We start from the raw sequence: 23475 nt of genomic DNA, 5'->3' as shown, positions 1-23475 counted from the left end.
GGCTTCGCAAGCGCCCGAACGCACAGCCGCCAGCGGCTGGGCCGGGCCCCGTAGGGGTACTTGCAGCGCCCCCCTCAACCGGATCCATCCCGCCAACCCTCGGGAAACCAGCTTTTGCCGTTGCTCTGGCTCTTGCCTCTGCGGGTGCAGGGCAGCAGCCCTGCGGCCCCTCAACCCTCGATTTGACGCACTGCGCAAGAATGCGTTAATGTACTAACGCGCTATTACATTGATGCATGGAAACAGCCCCGTGAAAGCCCGCCCCGAGATTGCCGCCAAAGACCCAAAGGCCGACCTGGAAGCCCTGGCCCAAGCCTTTGCCGCCCTGCGCGAACCGGAACAGGTCGAAGCCTTCCTGCGTGATCTGTGCACCCCGGCCGAGCTGGAAGCCATGGCCGACCGCTGGAAAGTGGTGCCGCTGCTGCAGCAGGGCGTGCCGTACCGCGAGATCCACGAGCGCACCGGCGTCAGCGTGACCACCACCGGACGGGTGGCACGCACGCTCGAGCATGGCCATCGAGGCTATGCCGCCGCCATCGACCGCCTTGCTTCGCGCTGATCCGCGCCCCGTTCCGAACTTCGAGACATCCCCCATGAGTGCAACCCAGGCAGCGCCGGCACGAGACCGGCTGCGTATCGCCATCCAGAAGAGTGGCCGGCTGGCCGAACCCGCGCGCAACGTGCTCAGCGCCTGCGGCCTGAGCTGGCGCGAGAGCCGCGACAAGCTGTTCTGCTACGGCGAATCGCTGCCGGTGGACCTGCTGCTGGTGCGCGACGACGACATCCCCGGCCTGATCGCCGACGGCGTCTGCGACCTCGGCATCGTCGGCCGCAACGAGCTGGACGAACAGGCCGCGGCGCGCCGTCAGATCGGCCTGCCTGACGCCTATCAGGCGCTGCGCGGGCTGGGCTTCGGCCAGTGCCGGCTGATGCTGGCGGTGCCCGAGGAATGGCAGTGGCAGGGTCCGGCGCAGCTGGCCGGCACCCGCATCGCCACCAGCTACCCGGCCATCCTCAAGCAGTGGCTGGCCGAGCAGGGCGTGGACGCACAGGTGGTCGAGCTGTCCGGTTCGGTGGAAATCGCCCCGCGCCTGGGCACCGCCGACCTGATCTGCGATCTGGTGTCCAGCGGCGCCACCCTGCGCGCCAATCAGCTGACCCCAGTGCACAACCTGCTCGACAGCGAGGCGGTGCTGGCCGGCGCGGTGCGCGCGCCGGATGATGCACGTGCATCGCTGCGCGCGATGCTGCTGCGCCGCCTCGACGGCGTGGTTCAGCGCCAGGACCGCAAGCTGTTGATGTTCCGTGCCAGCGAGGACCGCGTCGACGCGCTGGCGCAGCTGCTGGCCGATGCCGAGCCGTTGGTGCGGTTGCCGGCCGATGGCGGGGCGCTCCGCCTGCAGACCATGTGCCCCGGCCCGCTGAGCTGGCAGCGCATGGAGGAACTCGAGCGCGCGGGTGCGCAGGGCCTGATGGTACTGAGCGTGGAGCGGTCGCTGGCATGAACCGTCTGATCTGGTCCCGACTTGATGAGGCCGCGCGCAGCGCGGCATTGACCCGCCCGGTGCAGACCGTGGCGCAGCAGACCCGTGACGCGGTGGCGGCCCTGATTGCACAGGTGCGCGCGCAGGGCGACGACGCATTGCGTGCGATTACTGCACGTTTCGACCGTGTCGAGCTGGCCTCGTTTGAAGTTTCCGAAGCCGAATTCGCCGCTGCCGAAGCCGCCGTGCCCGCCGAACTGCGACAGGCGATGGTCGAAGCCGCCGAACGCATCGCGCGCTTCCACGCCGCTGGCATGGGCAAAGGCTATGCAGTTGAAACCGCGCCGGGCGTGGTCTGCGAACGCATGTTGCGTCCGATCGGCCGGGTGGGCCTGTATGTGCCGGCGGGCAGCGCGCCGTTGCCGTCCACCGCGTTGATGCTGGGCGTTCCGGCGCAGCTGGCCGGCTGCCCGCAGGTGGTGCTGTGCACGCCGCCGCGCGCCGATGGCAGCGCCGATCCGGCGGTGCTGGTAGCCGCGCGCCTGACCGGCGTGCAGCGCGTGTTCAAGCTGGGTGGTGCGCAGGCGATCGCCGCGATGGCCTATGGCACGGCCAGCATTCCGGCTTGTGACAAGCTGTTTGGGCCCGGCAACAGCTTCGTCACCGAAGCCAAGCAGCAGGTCGCACAGGATGGCGCCGCCGCCATCGATATGCCGGCTGGTCCCTCCGAAGTACTGGTGATCGCCGATGCCGGCGCCAATCCGGCGTTCGTTGCCGCCGACCTGCTGTCGCAGGCCGAGCACGGTCCGGATTCGCAGGTACTGCTGCTGACCGACGCCCCCGCGATGCTGGCGGCGGTCGAGGCAGAGGTGGAGCGCCAGGTGGCCCTGCTGCCGCGCCAGCAGATCGCGCGACAGGCGTTGTCGGCGTCGCGGCTGATCCAGGTCGATTCGCTGGACGAGGCCTTCGCGATCAGCAACCGCTATGCGCCCGAGCACCTGATCCTGGCCCTGCGTGATCCGCGCGCGTGGCTGGGCCAGGTGCAGGCGGCCGGCTCGGTGTTTCTGGGCGATTACACCCCCGAAGCGCTGGGCGACTACTGCAGCGGCACCAATCACGTGCTGCCCACTGCGGGTGCCGCGCGCGCCTACAGCGGTGTCAGCGTGGCCAGCTTCCAGAATCTGATCAGCGTGCAGAGCGCCAGCGCTGCCGGCTTGGCGGCAATCGGCGGCTGCGCACGCGTCATCGCCAGCGCCGAAGGGCTGGATGCGCACGAGCGTGCAGTGGCCCTGCGCATGGAGGCCGCCGCATGAGCGCTGCCATTGATGAAGTGCTGGCGCTGGTGCGCCCGGATCTGCAGGCCTTCGCCGGCTACAGCTCGGCGCGCAGCGCGGCGGTGCAGGGCGAGGTCTGGTTGAACGCCAACGAGTCGGCCTGGGCCAATCCGGCTGATGCGGCGGGCAACAGCCGGCGCTATCCGGAACCGCAGCCGCTGGCGTTGCGTGAGGGCCTGGCGACGCTGTACGGCGTGACGCCGCCGCAGCTGCTTATCGGCCGTGGCAGCGACGAAGCCATTGATCTGCTGGTGCGTGCCCTGTGCGTGCCGGGCCGCGATGGCGTGCTGGTCACGCCGCCGGTGTTTGGCATGTACGCGGTCTGCGCGCGCCTGCAGGGCGCCGCACTGATTGAAGTGCCCCTGGTGGATACCGAAGACGGCCTGCGTGCCGATCTGGATGCTGTGATCGACACCGCCAGGGCACGCAATGCCACGCTGGTGTTCCTGTGCGCACCGTCAAACCCGGCCGGCAGTGACATCGCCCTGGACGAGGTCGAACGCGTGGCGGTTGCATTGCGCGGGCAAGCGCTGGTGGTGGTGGACGAGGCTTATGTCGAGTACGCGCAGCGCCCGTCGGCGACCACGTTGCTGGCCACGCATGCCAATCTGGCAGTGCTGCGCACGTTGTCGAAGGCGCACGCACTTGCGGCCGCGCGCATCGGCACCCTGATCGCCGCGCCGGAACTGATTACCGTACTGCGGCGCTGCCAGGCGCCGTACCCGGTGCCGACCCCGTGCGCCGAGCTGGCCGTGCAGGCGCTGCAGCCGGCCGCACTGGCACGCACCGCCGAGCGCGTAGCCACGGTCATTGCCGAGCGCGAACGCCTGTTCGCGGCGCTGCCAGGCCTGCCCGGCGTTCGTCGCGTGTACCGCTCGGCCGGCAACTACCTGCTGGTCCGCTTCGCTGATGCGCAGGCAGCGTTCGACACCTTGCTGGATGCCGGTGTGGTGGTGCGCGACCAGCGCGCCGCGCCGCAGCTGGGTGATGCACTGCGCATCAGTATCGGCAGCCCCGAAGAGAATGACCGCGTGCTTGCGGCCCTGTCGGCGCGGAGGGCCGCAGCATGACCCCGATCCTGTTCATCGACCGCGACGGCACCCTCATTGAAGAACCGGCCGACTTCCAGATCGACGCCTACGAGAAGCTGCGCTTCGTGCCGCAGGTGATTCCGGCGCTGCTGAAGCTGCGCGATGCCGGCTACCAGTTCGTGATCGTCACCAACCAGGATGGCCTCGGCAGCGACAGCTACCCGCGCGCCAGTTTCGACGGTCCCAACGACCTGATGCTGCAGATCTTCGAAAGCCAGGGCATCACCTTCCGTGACGTGCTGATCGACTGCAGCTGGCCGCAGGACAATGCGCCCACCCGCAAGCCGGGCATCGGCCTGATGACCGCTTACCTGCAGGACCGCAGCATCGACTGGGCGCGTTCGGGCATGGTCGGCGACCGTATCACCGACCTGCAGTTCGCCGACAACCTCAACATCCGTGGCTTCCAGCTGCGCACCGAACAGTTCGGTGGCGAGTGGGACTGGCCGGGCATCGCCCACGCACTGGCCGACGCGCCACGCACCGCGGTGGTCCAGCGCAACACCAAGGAGACGAAGATCCGCGTTGAACTGGATCTGGATCGGGCCGGTGATGCACGCATCGACACCGGGCTGCCGTTCTTCGACCACATGCTGGAGCAGATCGGCAAGCATGGTGGCTTCGCGCTGGACATCCAGGCCGAGGGCGACCTGCACATCGACGAGCACCACACCATCGAGGACACCGGGCTTGCACTCGGCCAGGCACTGCGTGAGGCGCTTGGCGACAAGCGCGGCATCGGCCGCTACGGTTTCACCCTGCCGATGGATGAGACCCTGGCCAGTGCCGCGCTGGACTTCAGTGGCCGCCCCTATTTCGTGTTCGAGGGCGAGTTCAAGCGCGAGCGCGTGGGCGACATGCCGACCGAGCTGGTACCGCACTTCTTCCGTTCGCTGTGCGACGCCAGCGGCCTGAACCTCAACCTGCAGGTGCGCGGCGACAACGACCACCACAAGGTCGAGGCCTGCTTCAAGGCACTGGCGCGGGCATTGCGCCCGGCGTTGGCCCGCCAGGGCACGGCGCTTCCCACCACCAAGGGGGCACTGTGAGCGACGTCGCGCTGATCGATGCCGGTGGTGCCAACCTGGGCTCGGTGCGCTATGCATTGGAGCGCCTGGGTGCAACGGTGCGGTTGGTGCGTGATGCCGATGGCCTGGTCGGTGCGCAGCGGGTGATCCTGCCCGGCGTCGGCGCCGCTGGTCCCGGCATGCAGCGCCTGCATGCGCAGGGTCTGGTGGAACCATTGCAGCGGCTGGAAGTGCCGTTGATGGGCATCTGTCTGGGCATGCAGCTTCTGTTCGAGCGCTCCGAAGAGGCCGGCGTAGAAGCGCTGGGACTGATTCCCGGCGTGGTGCGCAAGCTGGTGCCGGCCTGCGGCATCCGTGTGCCGCACATGGGCTGGAACCGCCTGCTCCCGCTGCGCGAATCGCTGCTGCTGCAAGGCGTGCCGGAGCGCGCCAGCGCCTACTTCGTGCACAGCTATGCGGCGCCACTCAATACCCACACTGTTGCTGCCTGCGACCACGGTGGCCTGTTCACTGCCGTGGTGGAGCAGGGGCGTTACTACGGCGCACAGTTCCACCCCGAGCGCTCCGGTGAGACCGGTTCGCTGATGCTGCGCAACTTCCTCGAGGGCACTGCTGCATGAGTTTCATCGTCTACCCCGCGCTGGATATCCGCGACGGCCGCGTGGTGCGGTTGCGCCAGGGTGACTACGCGCAGGAAACCTCGTATGGCGACGATCCGCTGCCGCGTGCACAGGCCTTCTCTGCGCAGGGCGCGCAGTGGATGCATCTGGTCGACCTGGACGCTGCGCGTGCCGGTGGCTACACCCTTGCGCCGCTGCTGGCGTCGATCCGTGCGCAGACGCCGCTGCAGGTGCAGACCGGCGGTGGCGTGCGCGGCCGCGACGACGTGGCGCGCATCCTCGATGCCGGCGCCGGCCGCGTGGTGGTGGGTTCGCTGGCAGTACGCCGCCCCGACGAAGTGGTCGGCTGGCTGGAAGAGTTCGGTGCCGAGCGCATCACCATCGCGCTGGATGCCCGCCAGGATGCCCAGGGCCAATGGCAGCTGCCGGTGCACGGCTGGACCGAGAACGCCGGGGTGACCCTGGATGACCTGGCCCAGCGTTATGCGCGTGCCGGCATGCGCCACCTGTTGTGCACCGACATCGCCCGCGACGGCATGCTGGCCGGGCCCAACATCAGCCTCTACCAGCACCTGTCGGCGCTGCTGCCGGGTGTGGCCGTGCAGGCCTCCGGCGGTATCCGTGACGTGGCCGATGTGACAGAAGCCCGTGCCGCAGGTTGCGGCGGTGCGATCCTCGGCAAGGCGCTGCTGGAGCAGCGCATGGACCTGGCGGAGGCGCTGGCATGCTGAGCCGCCGCATCATTCCGTGCCTGGACGTGCGCGATGGCCGCGTGGTCAAGGGCGTGCGCTTCCGCGACCACGTCGACATGGGCGACATCGCCGAGTTGGCGCAGCGCTATCGGGACCAGGGGGCGGACGAGCTGGTGTTCTATGACATCGGCGCCAGCCCCGAGGCGCGTTCAGTCGACGTCGCCTGGATCGAGCGCATCGCACGCCTGATCGATATTCCGTTCTGCGTGGCCGGTGGCATCGACAGCGTGGAAACCGCGCGCCGCGTGCTGTTCGCCGGTGCCGACAAGGTGTCGATCAACTCGCCTGCGCTGGGCCGCCCGGAGCTGATCACCGAGTTGGCAGACGAGTTTGGCGTGCAATGCGTGGTGGTCGGTGTCGATTCGGTTCGCGAGGCGGATGGCCAGTGGCGGGTGCGCCGCTTCAGTGGCGACCCGGACAAGACCCAGGCGGTGCCGCTGCGCACGCTGGACTGGATCGTCGAAGCACAACGGCGTGGCGCTGGCGAGATCGTGCTGAACTGCATGGACAGCGATGGCGTGCGCCGTGGCTACGATGTCGTGCAGCTGCAGCAGGCGCGGGCCCTGTGCCAGGTGCCGCTGATCGCCTCGGGCGGTGCCGGCGCGATGGAGCACTTCGCCGAGGCCTTCGACCAGGCCGACGTCGACGGCGCGTTGGCGGCCAGTGTGTTCCACAGCGGCGCCATCGCTATTCCAGAATTGAAGCGCTACCTGCGCGGACAGCAGATCGAGGTGCGGGATGTCTATTGAAGTGAGGCCGTCGCTGGATGCGCTGCAGGCGCTGGACTGGGGCAAGGGCGACGGCCTGCTGCCGGCGGTGGTGCAGGATGCCGACACCCTGCAGGTGCTGATGCTGGGCTATGTCAGTGCCGATTCGCTGGCGGCCACGCTGGCCATCGGTCACATGACCTTCTTCAGCCGCAGCAAGCAGCGGTTGTGGACCAAGGGCGAGCAGTCCGGCAACGTGCTGGTGGTGCAGTCGATCAGCGTCGACTGTGATGCCGACACCCTGCTGGTGATGGCACGCCCGGCCGGGCCAACCTGCCACACCGGTGCCGAGAGCTGTTTCGACCAGGCGCCGAAGGACTTCCTGGGCGGGCTGGGCCAGCTGGTGGCGATGCGTGAGGCGCAACGCCCGCCGGGCAGCTATACGACCAGCCTGTTCGAGGGCGGCATCCGCCGCATCGCGCAGAAGGTGGGCGAGGAGGGCGTGGAGACCGCATTGGCCGCCGTGGCGCAGGATGATGAGGCGCTGCTCGGCGAGGCGTCGGACCTGCTGTACCACCTGCTGGTGCTGCTGCGCGCGCGTGGGCTGTCGCTGGATGATGCGCGGGCCGTGCTGGAAAAGCGCCATCGTTGAGGAACGGTAGTGCCGGCCTCTGGCCGGCAACCTCATGATCGTCGGGCATCGGCTGGATGCCGGCCAGCGGCCGGCACTACCGGCAATGCGCCACCGCGTGCGCGATGTCATCAACGGAATCTACAATAGGCGGTCTTTCTTTCCCGGACCGCCCATGAAACTGCCTGCCGCCTGGCTGTGCTGCCTGTTGCTGACCTCGCCGGCCTGGGCCGCGGACACCGTGGTCAGCGGCAAGGTCTACCTGGAGCGCGACGGCAAACCCGGGCGCGGTGCGACCGATCCGGGCCTGGCCGGGGTGCAGGTCTCCAACGGCGAGGCCATCGTCAAGACCGCCGCCGACGGCAGCTACAGCCTGCCAGTGCGCGACGGCCAGACCGTGTTCGTGATCAAGCCCGATGCGTATTCGTTCCCGAAGGCGGCCGATGGCCTGCCTTCGTTCTGGCGCCACTACCGCCCGAACGGTTCACCGGCACTGAAGTACGGTGGCATCGCCGCGACCAGCGACGTCACCCGCAACTGGGATTTCGCCCTGCAGTCGGATCGCCATGACAGTCGGCGCGGCTTCCAGATGCTGGTGTTCACCGATTCGCAGACCGCCAGCCTGAAGGACATCGGCTACTACCAGCAGTCGATCGTGGCGCCGCTGGTTGGCCAGACCAGGGCGCGCATGGGCACCACCCTGGGAGACATCGTCAACGACGACCTGACCCTGTACCCGGCGATCAACAAGGTCACCACCGCGCTCGGCGTGCCGTGGTTCCATGTGCCGGGCAATCATGACCTCGATTTCGATGCGGCCAGCGATGAGCATTCGCTGGACAGCTGGCGCAACATCTACGGCCCGGACACCTACGCGGTGGAAGAGGGTGGCGCCAGTTTCGTGTTCCTGGACGACGTGGTCTACGACCCCAAGGCCAAGCCGAAGTACATCGGCGGCCTGCGCGAAGACCAGTTCGCTTTCCTCGCCAGCTACCTGAAGGGCCTGCACAAGGACCGCCTGCTGGTGCTGGGCATGCACATCCCGCTGTTCGACGCGGCGCCGGGGCGCGAGACCTTCCGTCACGCCGACCGCCAGCGCCTGTTCGACCTGCTGAAGGACTTCCGCAACGTGCTGGTGCTCAGCGGCCACAGCCACACCCAGCAGCACGTCTACCACGGCAAGGCCGAGGGCTGGAACGGCGACAAGCCGCTGCACGAATACAACGTCGGTGCCAACTGCGGTGCGTTCTGGTCGGGCGTGAAGAACGCCGCCGGCGTGCCGGACAGCACCATGAGCGATGGCACGCCGAAGGGTTATGCGCTGCTCGACGTGGCTGGCAATGGCAGCTACAAGCTGCAGTACCGCGTGGCCGGCCAACCGGCCAGTGAGCAGATCGGCCTGCATGCCCCCAAGGTGCTGCGCCAGGGCGCCTACCCGGCGTGGGGTGTCTACGCCAATGTCTACATGGGTGAGGATGCCAGCGTGGTCGAGTACCGCGTGGATGGCGGCGCCTGGCAGCCGATGAAGCAGGTCAGCCAGCCCGATCCGCGCTTGATGGTGGAGAATGTGGCCGACGATCTTGCAAACAACCTGCGTGGCTACGACCGCTCGCCGGAGGCCACTGCATCGCCGCACCTGTGGCGTGGCGCGCTGCCGACCGATCTGGCGGTGGGCAACCACAAGGTCGAGGTACGCTCCACCCAGCCTGATGGTGCAGTGTTCACCGCCACCACCAGCTACAGCCTGCAGACTGCCCAGCCCTGATCCAGGGCGCCGCTGCCCAACGCGAAAGGACCCCGCATGGATATCCGCTTCATGGCCGGCACCACGCCGGTGACGCTGAGCCGCCACTGGTTCACCGGCGCGATGCTGCTGCAGAGCGCCACCGAGAAGGTCTGGGTGCAGCACCCGCTGCATCCGGGCACCCACTTCTCGTTCTCGCTGGTACAGTCGTGGCTGCGTCACATCGCCGGCCACGAAGTGCTGGTCGAGCGCACCCGGCCGCTGCTGTTTGCCGGCTTCCGCCCGCAGCGGCTGCGCGTGCTGGTGGATGGTGTGCAGGTGGCCGAACAGGAAGGCATGTAGGCCAACCTGAACCATCGGCGTGCTAGGCAAAGCCGCCCCGATGCCTGAGAATCGGGGCGATTCAATCGATCCAAGCAGGCCAGCGTGACCATCGCAGCAGCGTCCCCGGTTTCCACCGACTCCGCCCGCGGCGGTCTTCCGCGCAGTCTCGTTGTCGCCGATGTCGGCGGCACCTTCGCCCGTCTGGCCTTGGCTGAGACCCAACCCGGCCAGGCGCCGCTGCTGGGCAGCCATCGCACCTATGCCTGCGCCGAGCACCCCAGCCTGGCCGCGATCCTGGCCGATTTCACCGCTGGTCTCGGCCAGCCGGTGCAGACCGCAGTGGTGGCCATCGCCGGTCTGCTCGATGGCGATGTGCTGATCAATGCCAACCTGCCGTGGACGGTCTCGCTGTCGACCACGCGCGAACAGTCCGGCCTGCGCGAACTGCAGCTGATCAATGATTTCGAGGCGGTGGCGCTGGCCATCCCGTACCTGCAGCCGGAAACCCTGGTGCCGCTGAACGGCGACGCCGATCCAGCCCAGGCCTTCCCGGCGCTGGTGCTGGGTGCCGGTACCGGCCTGGGTGCCGCGCTGCGTTTCGCCGATGGCGAGCGCCCGGTGCTGGCCAGCGAGATCGGCCATGCCGCGCTCGGCGCCGGCAACGCGCTGGAACTGCAGGTGCTGGGCAAGTTGCTGCAGCGCTGGGCGCACGTGGACAACGAGCGAGTGCTGTCCGGCAGCGGCCTGATGAACCTGTATCCGTGCCTGTGCGAACTGCGCGGTGTCACCCCGGTGTGGACCAGTACCGAGGCGCTGATCGGCGCGGCGCGCAGCGGCGAGGATGCACTGGCGGTGGAAACGCTGCAGGTCTTCTGTGCCTGGCTGGGCAGCCTGGCCGGCGACGCGGCGATCGCCGTCGGCGCGCGTTCGGTGTACCTGGCCGGGGGCATTTCCGCGCATGTGCAGGATTTCCTGGCCGATGGCCGCTTCCGTGAGCGATTCCTCAACAAGGGCGTGCTGACCGAAGTGCTGCGCCAGGTACCGGTGTGGCGGGTGGAGCACGGCCAGCTGGGTGTGCTCGGTGCAGCGGTCTGGCACGCAGCGCGGCAACCCACGCACGACTGATCGGCAGGGCCGGCATCGGGCCGGCCATGCATTGCAGACTGGGAGGGGACGATGGTGGATCGCAGGCAGTTCCTGCAGGCCGGTGCACTGGCCGCAGGCATGGCGGCATTGCCGGGCGTGCAGGCGCGCACGCAGGGTGGTGCCAGGGTGGTTTCGACCTGGGACTTCGGCGTGCCGGCCAACCAGGCGGCGTGGAAGGTGCTGGCGCAGGGCGGCAGCGCGCTGGATGCGGTGGAAGCAGGCGCACGCTGGGCCGAGAGCGAGCTGTGCAACCCCACCGTCGGCCATTGCGGCAATCCGGATCGCGACGGCGTGCTGAGCCTGGATGCGAGCATCATGGATGGCGATGGCCGTTGTGGTGCGGTGGCGGCGCTGGTCGACATCCTGCATCCGGTGTCGGTCGCCCGCAAAGTGATGGAAAACAGCCCGCATGTGTTGCTGGTGGGCGAGGGCGCGCAGCAGTTCGCGGTGCAGCAGGGCTTCGAACGCAAGCACCTGCTGACGCCGCAGGCCGAAGCCGCCTGGCGCGAGTGGCTGAAGACCGAGAAGTACCAGCCGCAGATCAATGCCGAGCGCCGCGGTATTCCCGGCAACAGCGACAACCACGACACCATCGGCATGCTGGCACTGGATGCCAAGGGCCACCTGGCCGGTGCCTGCACCACCAGCGGCATGGCCTGGAAACTGCACGGTCGCGTTGGCGACAGTCCGATCATCGGTGCCGGCCTGTACGTCGACAACGACGTGGGCGCGGCCACTGCTTCGGGCGTGGGTGAAGAGATGATCCGCAACGCCGCCTCGTTCCTGGTGGTCGAGCTGATGCGCCAGGGGCGCTCGCCGGCGCAGGCCTGCCGCGAAGCGATCGACCGCGTGGTGCGCAAGCGCCCGGAAGCGAGCAAGACACTGCAGGTCTGCTTCCTGGCCATGAACAAGCAGGGCGAGGTCGGCGCTTACGCGCTGCATCGCGGCTTTGTCTACGCGGTCTGCGATGGGCAGCGCCAGGATGACCTGTGCGACTCGCCATCGATCTACACGAGCACCCAGACGTGAGCACGCGGCTCACCCTGGAGATCGCCAGCAATTCGCTGGCATCGGCGCTGGCCGCGCAGGCCGGCGGTGCCGACCGCATCGAGCTGTTCGACAACCTGGCCGAAGGCGGCACCACACCGGCGTTCGCCAGCATTGCGATTGCCCGCGAACGCCTGTCGATTCCGCTGTTCGTGCTGGTGCGGCCGCGCCCGGGCGACTTCCACTACGACGCGCTGGAAACCGAACTGATGCTGCGTGACATCGCGCAGTGCCGCGCACTGGGCTGCGATGGTGTGGTGATTGGTGCGCTGGATGTGCAGGGCTGCATCGATCTGGCGCTGTGCCGCGAGCTGGTGCAGGCTGCCGGGCCGTTGCAGGTGACCTTTCATCGCGCCTTCGATGCCGCCCGCGATCTGCCCGCCGCACTGGAGCAGGTGATCGGGCTGGGCTGCCAGCGCGTGCTGACCTCGGGCGGCCAGGTCAGTGCGGAGGCCGGTGCCGATGTGCTGGCAGGCCTCGTTACCCAGGCAGCAGGCCGCATTACGGTGATGGCTGGTGCCGGATTGGCACCGGGCAACATCGCTACCGTGGCAAGGCAGACCGGCTGCACCGAACTGCACGCCTCGGCCAAGGGGCTGCGGCGCTCGGCCATGCAGTTCCAGAACCAGGCTTTGCGAGGGCTGGACCCGGACTGGAGCCAGACCGCCACCGCCACCGTAGCCGCGCTGCGGCAGGCGCTGGACGCCTGATCGCAAGCCCCGGGTCGGATCCCTTCGCAGAAGGGCTCTGACTCCATCTGGATGCAGTCGGGTCAGAGCCCCTCCGTGAGGGGATCCGACCCCGTACGCCGGCCCGCCACGGACAAAATAGTTCCGCGCACGATTGTCGCGATCGTGTCATTGACGTGTGCGCCGTCTTCTCAGCGATGTTTCGCAACCCGTTGATTGTTTTGGATACCTGCAGCCGATAACGGCATTACGCCACGTGTTGCTGCGTCGCCGCATGCCGGGCGTGGTTCAGCTGTGCTTTAGTTTGGATCGATCCACAGGGGAGGGTGTCGGGACGGTCTTGAACCGATCCAGGTGCCCGGATCAGCCGTAGTGCCGCGCCACCACCCGTCCGTGCGTCCACACTTTCGAAGAGCAACCACCCATGGCTCAGATCGTCCGCAAGCGTCGTCACCTGCTGTCCCAGGCCCTGGTCCTGGCCCTGTTGCCCCTGGCGGCCAGCGCGCAGGAGGCCGCCAGTTCGTCCACCAAGGATCTCGACGTGGTCACCGTCACCGGTTCGCGCATCAAGCGCGCCAGCGTTGAAGGCCCAGCGCCGGTCAACGTGATCACCGCCGCACAGATCCAGAAGGAAGGCTTCGTCAGCGTTTACGACGCACTGAAGACGCTCACTGAAGCCACCGGTACCGTCGAGGCGGCCTCGCAGTGGGGTTCGCACACGCCCAATGCCAGCGGCCTGAACCTGCGCGGGATGGGCCCGAACCGTTCGCTGCTGCTGGTCAACGGGCGTCGCGTAGCGGACTACCCGCTGCCCTACGGCGGCGAAACCAACTTCTCCAACTACGGCAACATTCCCGCTGCCGCGGTGGAGCGCATCGAAGTGCTGACCGGTGGCGCCTCGGCCATCTATGGCTCGGATGCGATCGCCGGCGTGGTCAACGTCATCCTGAAGACGAACTACGACGGCGACGAAGTGCGCGTGCGCGGCGGCACCTCCACCGAAGGCGGTCGCGATACCTGGGATCTGTCCTGGGCCGGCGGCAGGACCGGCGACAACTGGAGCGTGACCTACGCGCTGCAGTACACCAAGCGCGATCCGCTGTTCGGCCGTGACCGTCCGCAGATGGACGATGCCGACGATGCGCCGTACACGTCCTGGAACATGGAACAACGCAAGGTCGGCTTCCGTCCCACCGCCGGCCTGGCGCTGATCGATCCCACCACCGGCCAGCGCCTGGCGCCGCCCACCGGCACCTGCGAGAAGTTCGACGGGGAGTACTACACCGCCGATCGCCTGGTCTACAACTACGCCGCCAACACCATCACCAACACCGGCCGCCTGTGCGGCATGAGCGCCGACTACGCCAACTGGCTGCTCACCGGCGGTGCCGAGAACGTGTCCGGCAACCTGTATGCCACCTTCGATTTCAGCAACGACCTGCAGGCCTGGACCAACCTGGCGGTATACCGTTCCGAAGCGATCTGGGGCACCAATCCGCCCGGCGTGTCGCTGATCGACGATGACAACGGCTACTACTGGGATGCCAACCGCAACCGCCCGATCCTCGGCGTGCGCCAGTTCACCCCGAACGAGGTGGGCGGCCTGGATACGCTGCGCAACACCAACCGTGAACTGTCCTGGGACTGGAGTGCGGGCCTGCGTGGTCGCCTGGCCGATCGCTTCGACTGGAGCGCCACGGTGGGGCGTTCCTACTACCGCGTTGAAGAGCGGCAGAACGTGGTCGACAAGCAGAAGTCGTACGACTATTTCCTCGGCCCGAAGCTGGGCACTACCGCCGACGGCGAGGCGATCTATGCGTTGAACGAATCGCGCTGGTGGAACCCGCTGACGCCGGATCAGTACTGGCAGATGGGCACCGTGGCGAATAACCGTGCGTCCTCATGGGTCAATCAGGCTTCGGCGGATATCACCGGCGAGTTGTTCCAGGGCTGGGCCGGCCCGATCTCGTTCGCGGCGGTGGCCGAAGTCGCGCAGCAGGGCTATCACCTCAGTCCGGATCCGCGCGCCGGCATCGATTTCGACCTGCAGAACGTCGATCGCGGTGGCGGCGAGCGTACCCGCTATTCGGCCGGCGTCGAGTTCAAGATCCCGCTGCTGGAAAGCGTGACCGCCACTGCGGCCGCGCGCTATGACCGCTATGGCAGCTACAAGGCTGACAACAGCGGCGAAGCGCTGGACATCGGCAGCCAGAAGGAGACCACCTGGAATGTCGGCCTGGAATGGCGCCCGGTGGAGTCGCTGCTGGTGCGCGGCTCCTATGCCACCAGCTTCCATGCGCCGGACATGCACTACCTGCTGGGCCAGCCCAGCAGCTCCGAAGTGCAGACCTATGACCGCCTGCGCTGCATCCAGAGCGGCGCGTACCTGGTCAACAACTGTGGCGTGGGCAATACCGATGTCTGGTACACGTTCGACGTGAACCGGCGTGGCACGCCGCTGCTGCGCTCGGAGACCGGTGATTCGTGGACGGTCGGTTTCGTCTGGGACGTGATGCCCAATCTGTCGGTCAGTGCCGACTACTGGGCAATCAAGCTGGAAGACATGATCGTCGACGTTGGCGCCGACGAGGTGCTGGCCAGCGAAGCGGGCTGCCTGACCGGCAAGAACATGGACGGTACGCCGTGGGCCAATCCGGCCGGTGGCGAGTACTGCGCCGGCATCCTGGCCCGCGTGAACCGTGACAGCAATGGTCGCCTGGTATCGATTGAACGTGGCCCGTTCAACCTGGCCAGCCGCGAAGTGCGCGGCATCGACCTGACCGCACGCTATCGCCTTGAAACCGCGCAGTGGGGCAGCTTCCAGCTCGGCCTTAACTACACCAACCAGATCTCAACCAAGGAACAGCGCTACGCCAACGATCCGAATCCGGAACGCCGCGATCGCGACCTGCGCAGCAAGCTGCGTGCAAGCCTGGCCTGGCAGCGCGGCAACTGGAACGCCAATGTCTATGCCGATCGCATCGGTTCGGTGCCGGGCGTGCGCTATCACTGGGGCACCGATCGCCTGAACAATCCTGGCGGCTGCCTGCCGTTCGCCGATGGTTACGTGCCCAGCGACAGCCCGTCGCTCAACTGCCTGGAGCCGGCGACGCGTCCGGACGGCTCGCCGAATCCGAATCCCAACGCCGGCCAGCAGACGGCGCGCTACTACGGGCGGGTCGGGCCGTTCATCACCTGGAACTTCAACGTGGGCTACCAGGTGACCGAGCACGCCAAGGTCAACGTCTACGTCAACAACGCGTTCAACTCGGCCAGCTGGAACCACAAGGACCCGTACAAGCTGGACTACGATTTCGCCCCGACCCGCCTGCTCGGCGCGGTTGGCCGCGAGTTCGCGTTGGAGTACGTGTTCACCTTCTGAGGCGGACAGCGGGGGCGTGGGGCCTTGATCCGCAAGGCGCCCCCGTCCGCCCGGTAGATCCACGCCATGCGTGGATGAATCCCTTCATGAACCCCGGGGTGGCTGGATTTGACCTTCCCACGATGGCAAGGTTTAGCCTGTCCGCATCCAGAAGGAACCCCGGGAATCCGATCATGAGCACGCCCCGCGCCACTGCAGTCCCCGCAAGCCCGTCCACCATCAGCCTGCCCATCGAGGGCATGACCTGCGCCAGCTGCGTCGGTCGTGTCGAAGCGGCGCTGTCCAAGGTCGAGGGCGTCGGCAGTGTTTCGGTCAATCTGGCCACCGAACGTGCGGATATCCGCGCGTCCGGTCCGGTTGATCGCGCCGCGCTGATCCAGGCGGTGGAGCGGGTGGGTTATGACGTGCCGGCCGGCACCATCGAGCTGGCAGTGGAAGGCATGACCTGTGCCTCCTGCGTCGGCCGCGTCGAGCGCGCGCTGCTGGCGGTACCGGGCGTCAGCCAGGCCAGCGTCAACCTGGCCACGGAGCGTGCGACCGTGCGCGGCGTTGCGGGCGTAGACGCGCTGATAGCGGCCATCGACAAGGTCGGTTATGCCGCCCATGCCATCGAAGCGGGCGTTCAGTCCGATGACGAAGCGGCGGAAAAGAAGGATGCCGAGCGCGCCGAACTGAAACGCGACCTGATCGTGGCCACCGCACTTGCACTTCCGGTGTTCGTGCTGGAAATGGGTTCGCACCTGATTCCCGGCATGCACGAATGGGTGATGGCCACCCTCGGCATGCAGACCAGCTGGTACCTGCAGTTCGTACTGACCCTGCTGGTGCTGGCCATTCCCGGCCGCCGTTTCTACCAGAAGGGTTTCCCGGCACTGCTGCGGCTGGCGCCGGACATGAACTCGCTGGTGGCGGTGGGTACCGCCGCAGCGTTCGGTTACTCGGTGGTGGCGACCTTTGCACCGCGGTTGCTGCCGCCGGGCACGGTGAACGTCTACTACGAAGCAGCGGCGGTGATCGTCGCGCTGATCCTGCTCGGCCGCTTCCTTGAGGCGCGCGCGAAGGGCCGTACCTCGGAGGCGATCAAGCGCCTGGTCAACCTGCAGGCCAAGGTCGCGCATGTGATCCGTGACGGCCGCACGATCGAGATCCCGGTCAACGAGGTTCTGAGCGGCGATGTGGTGGAAGTGCGCCCGGGCGAGCGCGTGCCGGTCGATGGCGAGGTGATCGAGGGCCGCAGCTACATCGACGAGTCGATGATCAGTGGCGAACCGATTCCGGTCGAGAAGCAGCCGGGCAGCAGCGTGGTCGGCGGCACGGTCAACCAGAAAGGTGCATTGACCGTGCGTGCCACGGCGGTGGGCGCGCAGACCATGCTGGCGCAGATCATCCGCATGGTCGAACAGGCACAGGGCTCGAAGCTGCCGATCCAGGCGGTGGTCGACAAGGTCACCCTGTGGTTCGTGCCGGCGGTGATGCTGGCCGCACTGGCCACGTTCCTGGTCTGGTTGATCTTCGGCCCATCGCCGGCGCTGAGCTTTGCGCTGGTCAATGCGGTGGCGGTGCTGATCATTGCCTGCCCCTGCGCGATGGGCTTGGCGACGCCGACGTCGATCATGGTCGGAACCGGTCGTGGCGCCGAGATGGGCGTGCTGTTCCGCAAGGGTGAAGCACTGCAGTTGCTGAAGGACGCGCAGGTGGTGGCGGTGGACAAGACCGGCACGCTGACCGAAGGCCGCCCGCGCCTGACCGACCTGGAGATCGCCGACGGCTTTGATCGCGCCACGGTACTGGCCGCGGTGGCTACCGTGGAGTCACGTTCGGAGCATCCGATCGCCCGTGCCATTGTCGATGCAGCCACCGAGCAGGGCCTCGCATTGCCGGCCATGGTCGACTTCGAATCGGTCACCGGTATGGGTGTACGCGCCAGCGTGGAGGGTGCGCGTGTGGAGGTCGGTGCTGATCGCTTCATGCGCGACCTGGGCGTGGACATCACTGCATTTGCGGCGCTGGCGGCCGAACTCGGCGCGCAGGGCAAGTCGCCGTTGTACGCGGCCATCGATGGACGCCTGGCAGCGATCATCGCAGTATCCGATCCGATCAAGCCGAGCACGCCGGCCGCGATCGCGGCACTGCACCAGCTGGGCCTGAAGGTGGCGATGATCACCGGCGACAATGCCGGCACCGCGCAGGCGATCGCACGCCAGCTGGGTATCGATGAAGTCGTTGCCGAGGTGCTGCCGGAAGGCAAGGTCGAAGCGGTGCGTCGCTTGAAGGCCACGCACGGCCATGTCGCCTTCGTTGGTGACGGCATCAACGATGCGCCGGCGCTGGCCGAGGCCGATGTCGGCCTGGCGATCGGGACCGGCACCGATATCGCGGTGGAGTCGGCCGATGTGGTGCTGATGTCGGGCAACCTGCAGGGCGTGCCGAATGCCATCGCGCTGTCGAAGGCAACGCTGGGCAACATCCGGCAGAACCTGTTCTGGGCCTTTGCCTACAACACCGCGCTGATTCCGGTGGCTGCCGGCGTGCTGTACCCGGTCTGGGGCGTGCTGCTGTCGCCGGTGTTCGCCGCCGGTGCGATGGCGCTGTCCAGCGTGTTCGTGCTGGGCAACGCGCTGCGCCTGCGCCGCTTCCAGGCGCCGATGGCGGATACCCCCGCCGCGAGCCACTGAAGGAGAACCGCATGAACATCGGTGAAGCCGCCAAGGCCTCCAGCGTTTCGGCGAAGATGATCCGCTACTACGAACAGATCGGCCTGATTCCCGCGGCCGATCGCACCGAGTCCGGCTACCGGGCGTACTCGCAGGCGGACATCCACCGCCTGCGCTTCATTCGGCGGGCGCGCGATCTTGGCTTCCAGGTGGCCGAGATCACCGATCTGCTCGGCCTGTGGAACGACACCTCGCGGCACAGTGCCGACGTCAAGCAACTTGCCGAACAGCACATCGCCGACCTGGAGCAGCGTATCGAAAGCATGCGGCAGATGGCCGACACGCTGAAGTCGTTGATCAGCTGCTGTGCGGGCGATGAGCGCCCGGAATGCCCGATCCTGCAGCGGCTGGGCGAGGACGAAGAGACCCTGGCACCGCCGGAGACCGCGAAGACCGGTGCAGTACGGCGCCGCACGCACAAGCACTGACCTGGCGTTGCATACATGAAAAACCCGCCCGGTGCAGCTGCACCGGGCGGGTTTTTCGTTGCAGGCGCAGGCTAGGGGATCAGGCCGTGCGCGGCGGGAAGCCTGCATCGGTCAGCGCCGCCACGATCTGCGCTTCGCTGGCCGAGGTCTGTACCTGCACGCGACGGCTGGCGGGATCTGCCTGCACGCTGGCCTGCGGATCGACCAGCTCGATCGCCTTGGTCACGCTGCGTGCGCAGCCGCCGCAGGTCATGCCTTCCACGTGGAATTCCATCTGTAGCTCCTTCGGTGCTCTTGGGGTGGCGCCAGTGTGCACCTTCCAACATTGGCAGGGTCAAGCGCAGGGCTGAACCGAAGACAAAGCACCAATGAAAACGGCAGCCACCTGTACCAGCGCGGCTGCCGTGGAGGAACGTCCCCGCCAGGGCGGGGCGTGGGTTGCACCGGGGCGGGCCCGGGCAACCCGGTGTTGCCTTAGAACTTCCAGGTAGCGCCGAAGTACAGCTGGCGGCCTGCGTAGGTATTGGAGATCAGGCGTGCCTTGGTGTCGCTTCCCAGGTGCACGCGCTGCTCGGACTTGGTGGCATTGATCACCGAGGCGGTCAGGGTCCAGTCCGGGGTCAGGTTGTAGGCCACGTTCAGATCCAGCTGGTCATACGGCTCGGTGTAGACGGTGAGGCCATTGTTGAGCCCACCGACAACCTGACCGCGACGGTTGAACGAGGCGCGCGCGAGGAACTTCTCGTTCTCGTAGAACACCGTCACGTTGGCTTGGTTCTTGGCGCTGCCGACCAGTGGCGAGGAGCCGATTTCCTGACCGTCCAGAACAATGGAGGCCAGGTTGGTGTCGTTGTAGGTGTAGTTGGCCTGCACGCCGAAGCCGAAATCGAAGGTGTACTGGCCATACAGCTCGACGCCCTGCGAGACACCATCGCGGCCATTGGCCTGGGTCTCGTAGCGCTGCACGTTCACCGCTTCACCGTTGATGACCATCGGCGTGTCGCGCACCACCGGCAGGGTGAAGTTGTCCACGTTCTTGCGGAACAGGCCGACGCCGGCGACCGCGCCCGGCTGGAAGTACCACTCCAGGCCCAGGTCGAACTGGGTGGCCTTGAACGGTTCCAGCTGCTTGTTGCTGCCCTGGCCGACCCAGCCTGCGGTCGATGCGCCACCGGCAACGCGGCGATCATTGACGTACTCTTCGCTGTAATAGCTCAGTGCGCCCGGTGCTGCGATGTCGGTGTAGCCAGGGCGGGCGATCACCTTCGATGCGGCACCACGCAGCACCAGCGTGTCAGTGATGTCCCAGGCGATATTGAAACTCGGCAGTACGTCAGTGTAGGTGCGATCCACGCCGATGAGGCTGTAGGTCTTGCTCTGCGCCAGATCGTGCGGCAGGCGCACGAAGCCGCTCTCGCAGCTGTAGGTCGGGTAGGCCGCAGCGGCCGGATCGGTGCACGCCATCGGTGCGCCGGACGCGTTGTCCAGGAAGTAGTCGTTGAACTTCTCGATCGAGTCGGAGGACTGCGCGAACTGCTTGGTGCGCACCACGCGCACGCCGACATTGCCGCGCACGCGTTCGGTGCGGAAGTTGGCCTGGAAGTAGCCCGAGTAGATCTTCTCGTTGACGTTGTAGACGAAGTCTTCCTCGGTGCGGTTGTGCGAACCACCGTAGGTCTTGTTCAGGTAATCGATGTAGGCCGGGTAGTTGATGCCCGGGAACACGTTGGCATTGAAGCCGCCCGCGATGTTGCTGATCGGATTGGACAGGAAGAAGCCCGGCTGCGCGTCGCCCGCAGTCGGATCGCAGCCACTCTGGTAGCGGCTGTTGTCATAGTCGGCCGGGTCGCGGCCCGGGCAAACCCAGTAGGTGTTGCCGGTATTGCGATGGACCTTGCCGTCACGGTACTTGGCGCCGAACTGGATCGAGTCCAGCCAGCCGGACTCGAACAGCTTGGTGACGTCGGCCTGGAAGTAGTTCTGCTTGACCTCGGTGCGCTTCCACGACGAATCGGTCGAGCCGGTGTCGACTTCGGCGATGCCGTTCATCAGCTGCTGCTGCAGGTCGGGCGAGAAGGTGGCCGACGGCGTACCGGTCAGGTCCCAGGCGCTGTACAGGTTGCCCGACAGGTAATCGTTGCCGACCTTGCGGCGCGGCTTGGCCGACATCCGGAAGTTCATCGACGGACCACCTTCGGACCAGGTGCGGCCACCGGTGAACGAGGCCTTCCACAGCGGGCTGATGTCCCAGTCGATGGTCAGGTCAGCGGTCTGCGAGAGTGCCTTTTCCTTGCTGTAGCCACCGGTCAGCTGCGGCGTCGGAACCGTGCAGTCGTCCGGGCCCCAGCCGCCGGGCTTGAGGCCAGCGGCCTTGGCCTGGTCTTCGCTGCAGTAGTAGGTCTTTCCAGCCAGCTTTTCGAACTGGGCGCCGGTAACGGTGTTGCCGCTGGGATCGAAATCCAGGCCGTTGAGCAGGCGGCCGCCGGCCCAGTTTCCATCGCCGTTGAAGCGGGCCATGCTCCATTCCGGAATCTTCAGCATGTTCTGGGTGTAGTCACCCTGCAGCTCGAAGCGGAAGTAGTTGGCCGTCATCGTAACGTTGTCGACCGGCTTGAACTGGAAGGTCAGTTGGCCGCCCTTGCGTTCGCGCTTCTCTTCCTTCACCGCGAAGTTGACCGACGTCGGCATGAAGAAGTCGCTGTAGTTGCCGCCGGTCTGGTTGTTGAAGCCGGACTTGCCCCACCAGTAGTGGATACCATCCTGCGCCTGCACGTTGCCATAGGCATCGCGCGCCTTGCCGGCGCCATACCACTGGTAGTCCTCGGTGCTGGCTTCCATGGTGCGGGTGGTGCGCTTCTGCTGCGTCACGCCGATCAGCACGCCGAAACGCTCGTCCTTGCTGTGCCACGAATACAGGGCCGACGCCTGCGGGTCGATATCGTGGTGGGTATCGGAGGAGGTGCCCTCGAGCGTGACGAAGCCCGAGTTGGATTCCATGTCCAGCGGGCGACGGGTGTGCAGGATGACCGTGCCGCCGATGCCGCCTTCATCGATGCGTGCTTCCGGCGACTTGAACAGCTCGGCGCTGGACAGCATGTTCGACGGCAACAGGGTGTAGTTGAACGAACGGGTGGCTTCGTCGTTGGTTTCCGACGTGGCCACGTAGTTGCCGTTCAACTGGGTCAGGGTCAGGTCGGGTGCCAGGCCACGCACGCTGACGCTCTTGCCTTCGCCGCCACTGCGGGTGATGACCACGCCGGGCACGCGCTGCAGTGCGTCGGCCACGTTCTTGTCGGGGAACTTGCCGACGTCTTCGGCGGTGATCACTTCGACCACGGCGTTGGCGTCGCGCTTCTGCTCAAGGCTCTTTTCAATGGCGTAGCGGTAGCCGGTGACCTGGACGCTGTCCAGGTTGGTGGCTTCCTGCGAGCCGGTGGAAGCGGCCTGCTGCGCGGCGGCGCCAGCCGGAATGACGGCGGCGGCCAAGGCCAGCGCGATGGCCAGCGCCAGTGCGTCCTGGCCATGCGTACGTGTTGAATGCTTCATTCCCATCTCTCCCTCTCTCCTGGATTGATCCGGTGACGTGGCACGGACAACTTGAATCGATCTAATTTGAAGTGACATTGTCGCTATTGCCATGCAGTGGCAGTAGCACCGTGCGCGTGGCCTGGTTACGTCCTGTTGCTGCTCCCCCAACTCCCGGCCATCGCAGTGTCGTTCTTGGATCGATCTAAGCGATGGGCGGGCGTTTTTTAGCATGGGTCGCCCGCGGGCGCATGCTGCTCCGCAATATGGTACTGGCGTGGCGAAGGCATGACGGTTTGCTGAAATCAGTGAAATCGTTTTCGTGCGCAGGGGAGGGTGGGGCGGCAGGGCTGCGCCCTGCACCTGCTGTAGTGCCGGCCGCTGGCCGGCAACAGCCAAAGCCAAAGCGGCTCTGGGTTTCTGCTGGTTTGGCGGGGCGGTGTGGGCTGGCAGGACACGCCGTAAACCCGTCCATGGGGGCTCGATGGCGCCATCCATGGCGCCAACGGTCCTGCCAGCCCACATCGCCCCACCCCCGACAGTTTCCTGGTGACGGTTGGATAGGTCCTGGAATCACGCGAGGTCATGGGGTCAGATCCGTTTTCCGTTGGAAAACGGATCTGATCCCGATTGATTTCGTTATCCGACAGAGATTGATCCACGCATGGCGTGGATCTACTGCAGATCGCGAGAAACTGTCGAAGGCGGGGTGGGTCCGGTTGCGGGGGCGTGAGCCGCATGGGCCCGAGGCATGCCTTGGGCGGGTTGGGCAGGACGCCCAACCCCGGTCTTGCCGTGTGCGCAGGACAGCGCACACGAGCAAGCGGCG

General features: G+C 66.7%; 19 protein-coding genes. 17 read left to right on the top strand and 2 right to left on the bottom strand.

Annotation, left to right across the window (positions count from 1 at the left end; translation table 11 throughout):
- Positions 1-250 precede the first annotated feature (250 nt).
- The 17 genes from ABE423_RS17145 to cueR all read left to right on the top strand — a co-directional run bounded on the left by ABE423_RS17145 (position 251) and on the right by cueR (position 19121).
- Complete coding sequence (locus ABE423_RS17145; protein WP_088025802.1) at positions 251-559, top strand: YerC/YecD family TrpR-related protein; 309 nt, start codon at positions 251-253, stop codon at positions 557-559.
- Positions 560-593: 34 nt separating this feature from the next.
- A complete protein-coding gene (hisG, locus tag ABE423_RS17140) occupies positions 594-1505 on the top strand; it encodes an ATP phosphoribosyltransferase (protein WP_346486883.1) in 912 nt (303 codons plus the stop codon).
- Complete coding sequence (hisD, locus tag ABE423_RS17135; protein WP_180836995.1) at positions 1502-2797, top strand: histidinol dehydrogenase; 1296 nt, start codon at positions 1502-1504, stop codon at positions 2795-2797. Before hisG ends, hisD begins: the two co-directional genes overlap by 4 nt.
- Entirely contained in the window at positions 2794-3888 is a 1095-nt protein-coding gene (hisC, locus tag ABE423_RS17130) for a histidinol-phosphate transaminase (protein WP_180836997.1), read from the top strand. The genes hisD and hisC overlap by 4 nt, the downstream gene beginning before the upstream one ends.
- Positions 3885-4958, top strand: coding sequence for a bifunctional histidinol-phosphatase/imidazoleglycerol-phosphate dehydratase HisB (gene hisB, locus ABE423_RS17125; RefSeq protein ID WP_125892828.1), 1074 nt, complete (start codon positions 3885-3887; stop codon positions 4956-4958). The genes hisC and hisB overlap by 4 nt, the downstream gene beginning before the upstream one ends.
- Positions 4955-5557 (top strand): imidazole glycerol phosphate synthase subunit HisH, encoded by a 603-nt coding sequence (gene hisH / locus ABE423_RS17120; RefSeq protein ID WP_049424731.1) that lies wholly within the window; start codon positions 4955-4957, stop codon positions 5555-5557. Before hisB ends, hisH begins: the two co-directional genes overlap by 4 nt.
- On the top strand, positions 5554-6288 hold the full coding sequence (hisA, locus tag ABE423_RS17115) for a 1-(5-phosphoribosyl)-5-[(5-phosphoribosylamino)methylideneamino]imidazole-4-carboxamide isomerase (protein ID WP_346486879.1): 735 nt from the start codon (positions 5554-5556) through the stop codon (positions 6286-6288). The genes hisH and hisA overlap by 4 nt, the downstream gene beginning before the upstream one ends.
- Positions 6282-7058, top strand: a complete 777-nt coding sequence (hisF, locus tag ABE423_RS17110; protein ID WP_005409431.1) for an imidazole glycerol phosphate synthase subunit HisF — start codon at positions 6282-6284, stop codon at positions 7056-7058. The genes hisA and hisF overlap by 7 nt, the downstream gene beginning before the upstream one ends.
- The gene (gene hisIE, locus ABE423_RS17105; protein WP_106467882.1) at positions 7048-7668 is read left to right on the top strand and encodes a bifunctional phosphoribosyl-AMP cyclohydrolase/phosphoribosyl-ATP diphosphatase HisIE; all 621 of its coding nucleotides are present in this window, start codon (positions 7048-7050) and stop codon (positions 7666-7668) included. The genes hisF and hisIE overlap by 11 nt, the downstream gene beginning before the upstream one ends.
- 154 nt (positions 7669-7822) lie before the next feature.
- A complete protein-coding gene (locus ABE423_RS17100) occupies positions 7823-9412 on the top strand; it encodes a calcineurin-like phosphoesterase family protein (protein ID WP_346486877.1) in 1590 nt (529 codons plus the stop codon).
- 36 nt (positions 9413-9448) lie between these two features.
- Positions 9449-9733, top strand: a complete 285-nt coding sequence (locus tag ABE423_RS17095) for a hypothetical protein (protein WP_005409434.1) — start codon at positions 9449-9451, stop codon at positions 9731-9733.
- An 84-nt stretch (positions 9734-9817) separates the two neighbouring features.
- Positions 9818-10840 carry a glucokinase family protein gene (locus ABE423_RS17090; RefSeq protein WP_346486875.1) on the top strand — a complete coding sequence of 341 codons (1023 nt, stop codon included), beginning with the start codon at positions 9818-9820 and terminating at the stop codon, positions 10838-10840.
- A 51-nt stretch (positions 10841-10891) separates the two neighbouring features.
- Positions 10892-11890 carry a N(4)-(beta-N-acetylglucosaminyl)-L-asparaginase gene (locus ABE423_RS17085; RefSeq protein WP_100468316.1) on the top strand — a complete coding sequence of 333 codons (999 nt, stop codon included), beginning with the start codon at positions 10892-10894 and terminating at the stop codon, positions 11888-11890.
- Positions 11887-12618 carry a copper homeostasis protein CutC gene (locus ABE423_RS17080; protein ID WP_346486873.1) on the top strand — a complete coding sequence of 244 codons (732 nt, stop codon included), beginning with the start codon at positions 11887-11889 and terminating at the stop codon, positions 12616-12618. The genes ABE423_RS17085 and ABE423_RS17080 overlap by 4 nt, the downstream gene beginning before the upstream one ends.
- Before the next feature lie 403 nt (positions 12619-13021).
- On the top strand, positions 13022-15979 hold the full coding sequence (locus tag ABE423_RS17075; RefSeq protein WP_346486872.1) for a TonB-dependent receptor: 2958 nt from the start codon (positions 13022-13024) through the stop codon (positions 15977-15979).
- Between the two features lie 173 nt (positions 15980-16152).
- Complete coding sequence (locus ABE423_RS17070; protein ID WP_346486870.1) at positions 16153-18654, top strand: heavy metal translocating P-type ATPase; 2502 nt, start codon at positions 16153-16155, stop codon at positions 18652-18654.
- 11 nt (positions 18655-18665) lie between these two features.
- Positions 18666-19121 (top strand): Cu(I)-responsive transcriptional regulator, encoded by a 456-nt coding sequence (cueR, locus tag ABE423_RS17065; protein WP_125892811.1) that lies wholly within the window; start codon positions 18666-18668, stop codon positions 19119-19121.
- Between the two features lie 79 nt (positions 19122-19200).
- On the opposite strand, the gene ABE423_RS17060 is transcribed toward cueR, so the two are convergent.
- Both ABE423_RS17060 and ABE423_RS17055 read right to left on the bottom strand, forming a co-directional pair.
- Complete coding sequence (locus tag ABE423_RS17060; protein WP_021204511.1) at positions 19201-19395, bottom strand: heavy-metal-associated domain-containing protein; 195 nt, start codon at positions 19393-19395, stop codon at positions 19201-19203.
- A gap of 200 nt (positions 19396-19595) precedes the next feature.
- On the bottom strand, positions 19596-22673 hold the full coding sequence (locus tag ABE423_RS17055) for a TonB-dependent receptor (RefSeq protein ID WP_253145919.1): 3078 nt from the start codon (positions 22671-22673) through the stop codon (positions 19596-19598).
- Positions 22674-23475: the final 802 nt, after the last annotated feature.

Origin of the sequence: Stenotrophomonas sp. TWI1409, from assembly GCF_039673015.1 — a bacterium.
In the GTDB taxonomy this organism is placed as follows: Bacteria; Pseudomonadota; Gammaproteobacteria; order Xanthomonadales; family Xanthomonadaceae; genus Stenotrophomonas; species Stenotrophomonas maltophilia_A.
This window is presented reverse-complemented; position numbering and strand designations above follow the sequence as displayed.

Bases quoted from the DNA above. Each gene is read 5' to 3' on its own strand.
- hisB (WP_125892828.1), top strand. From the start codon at position 3,885: ATGACCCCGATCCTGTTCATCGACCGCGACGGCACCCTCATTGAAGAA.
- hisD (WP_180836995.1), top strand. From the start codon at position 1,502: ATGAACCGTCTGATCTGGTCCCGACTTGATGAGGCCGCGCGCAGCGCG.
- hisF (WP_005409431.1), top strand. From the start codon at position 6,282: ATGCTGAGCCGCCGCATCATTCCGTGCCTGGACGTGCGCGATGGCCGC.
- hisG (WP_346486883.1), top strand. From the start codon at position 594: ATGAGTGCAACCCAGGCAGCGCCGGCACGAGACCGGCTGCGTATCGCC.
- hisIE (WP_106467882.1), top strand. From the start codon at position 7,048: ATGTCTATTGAAGTGAGGCCGTCGCTGGATGCGCTGCAGGCGCTGGAC.
- ABE423_RS17075 (WP_346486872.1), top strand. From the start codon at position 13,022: ATGGCTCAGATCGTCCGCAAGCGTCGTCACCTGCTGTCCCAGGCCCTG.
- ABE423_RS17095 (WP_005409434.1), top strand. From the start codon at position 9,449: ATGGATATCCGCTTCATGGCCGGCACCACGCCGGTGACGCTGAGCCGC.
- ABE423_RS17070 (WP_346486870.1), top strand. From the start codon at position 16,153: ATGAGCACGCCCCGCGCCACTGCAGTCCCCGCAAGCCCGTCCACCATC.
- ABE423_RS17055 (WP_253145919.1), bottom strand. From the start codon at position 22,673: ATGGGAATGAAGCATTCAACACGTACGCATGGCCAGGACGCACTGGCG.
- hisC (WP_180836997.1), top strand. From the start codon at position 2,794: ATGAGCGCTGCCATTGATGAAGTGCTGGCGCTGGTGCGCCCGGATCTG.
- hisA (WP_346486879.1), top strand. From the start codon at position 5,554: ATGAGTTTCATCGTCTACCCCGCGCTGGATATCCGCGACGGCCGCGTG.
- cueR (WP_125892811.1), top strand. From the start codon at position 18,666: ATGAACATCGGTGAAGCCGCCAAGGCCTCCAGCGTTTCGGCGAAGATG.
- ABE423_RS17100 (WP_346486877.1), top strand. From the start codon at position 7,823: ATGAAACTGCCTGCCGCCTGGCTGTGCTGCCTGTTGCTGACCTCGCCG.
- ABE423_RS17060 (WP_021204511.1), bottom strand. From the start codon at position 19,395: ATGGAATTCCACGTGGAAGGCATGACCTGCGGCGGCTGCGCACGCAGC.
- ABE423_RS17085 (WP_100468316.1), top strand. From the start codon at position 10,892: ATGGTGGATCGCAGGCAGTTCCTGCAGGCCGGTGCACTGGCCGCAGGC.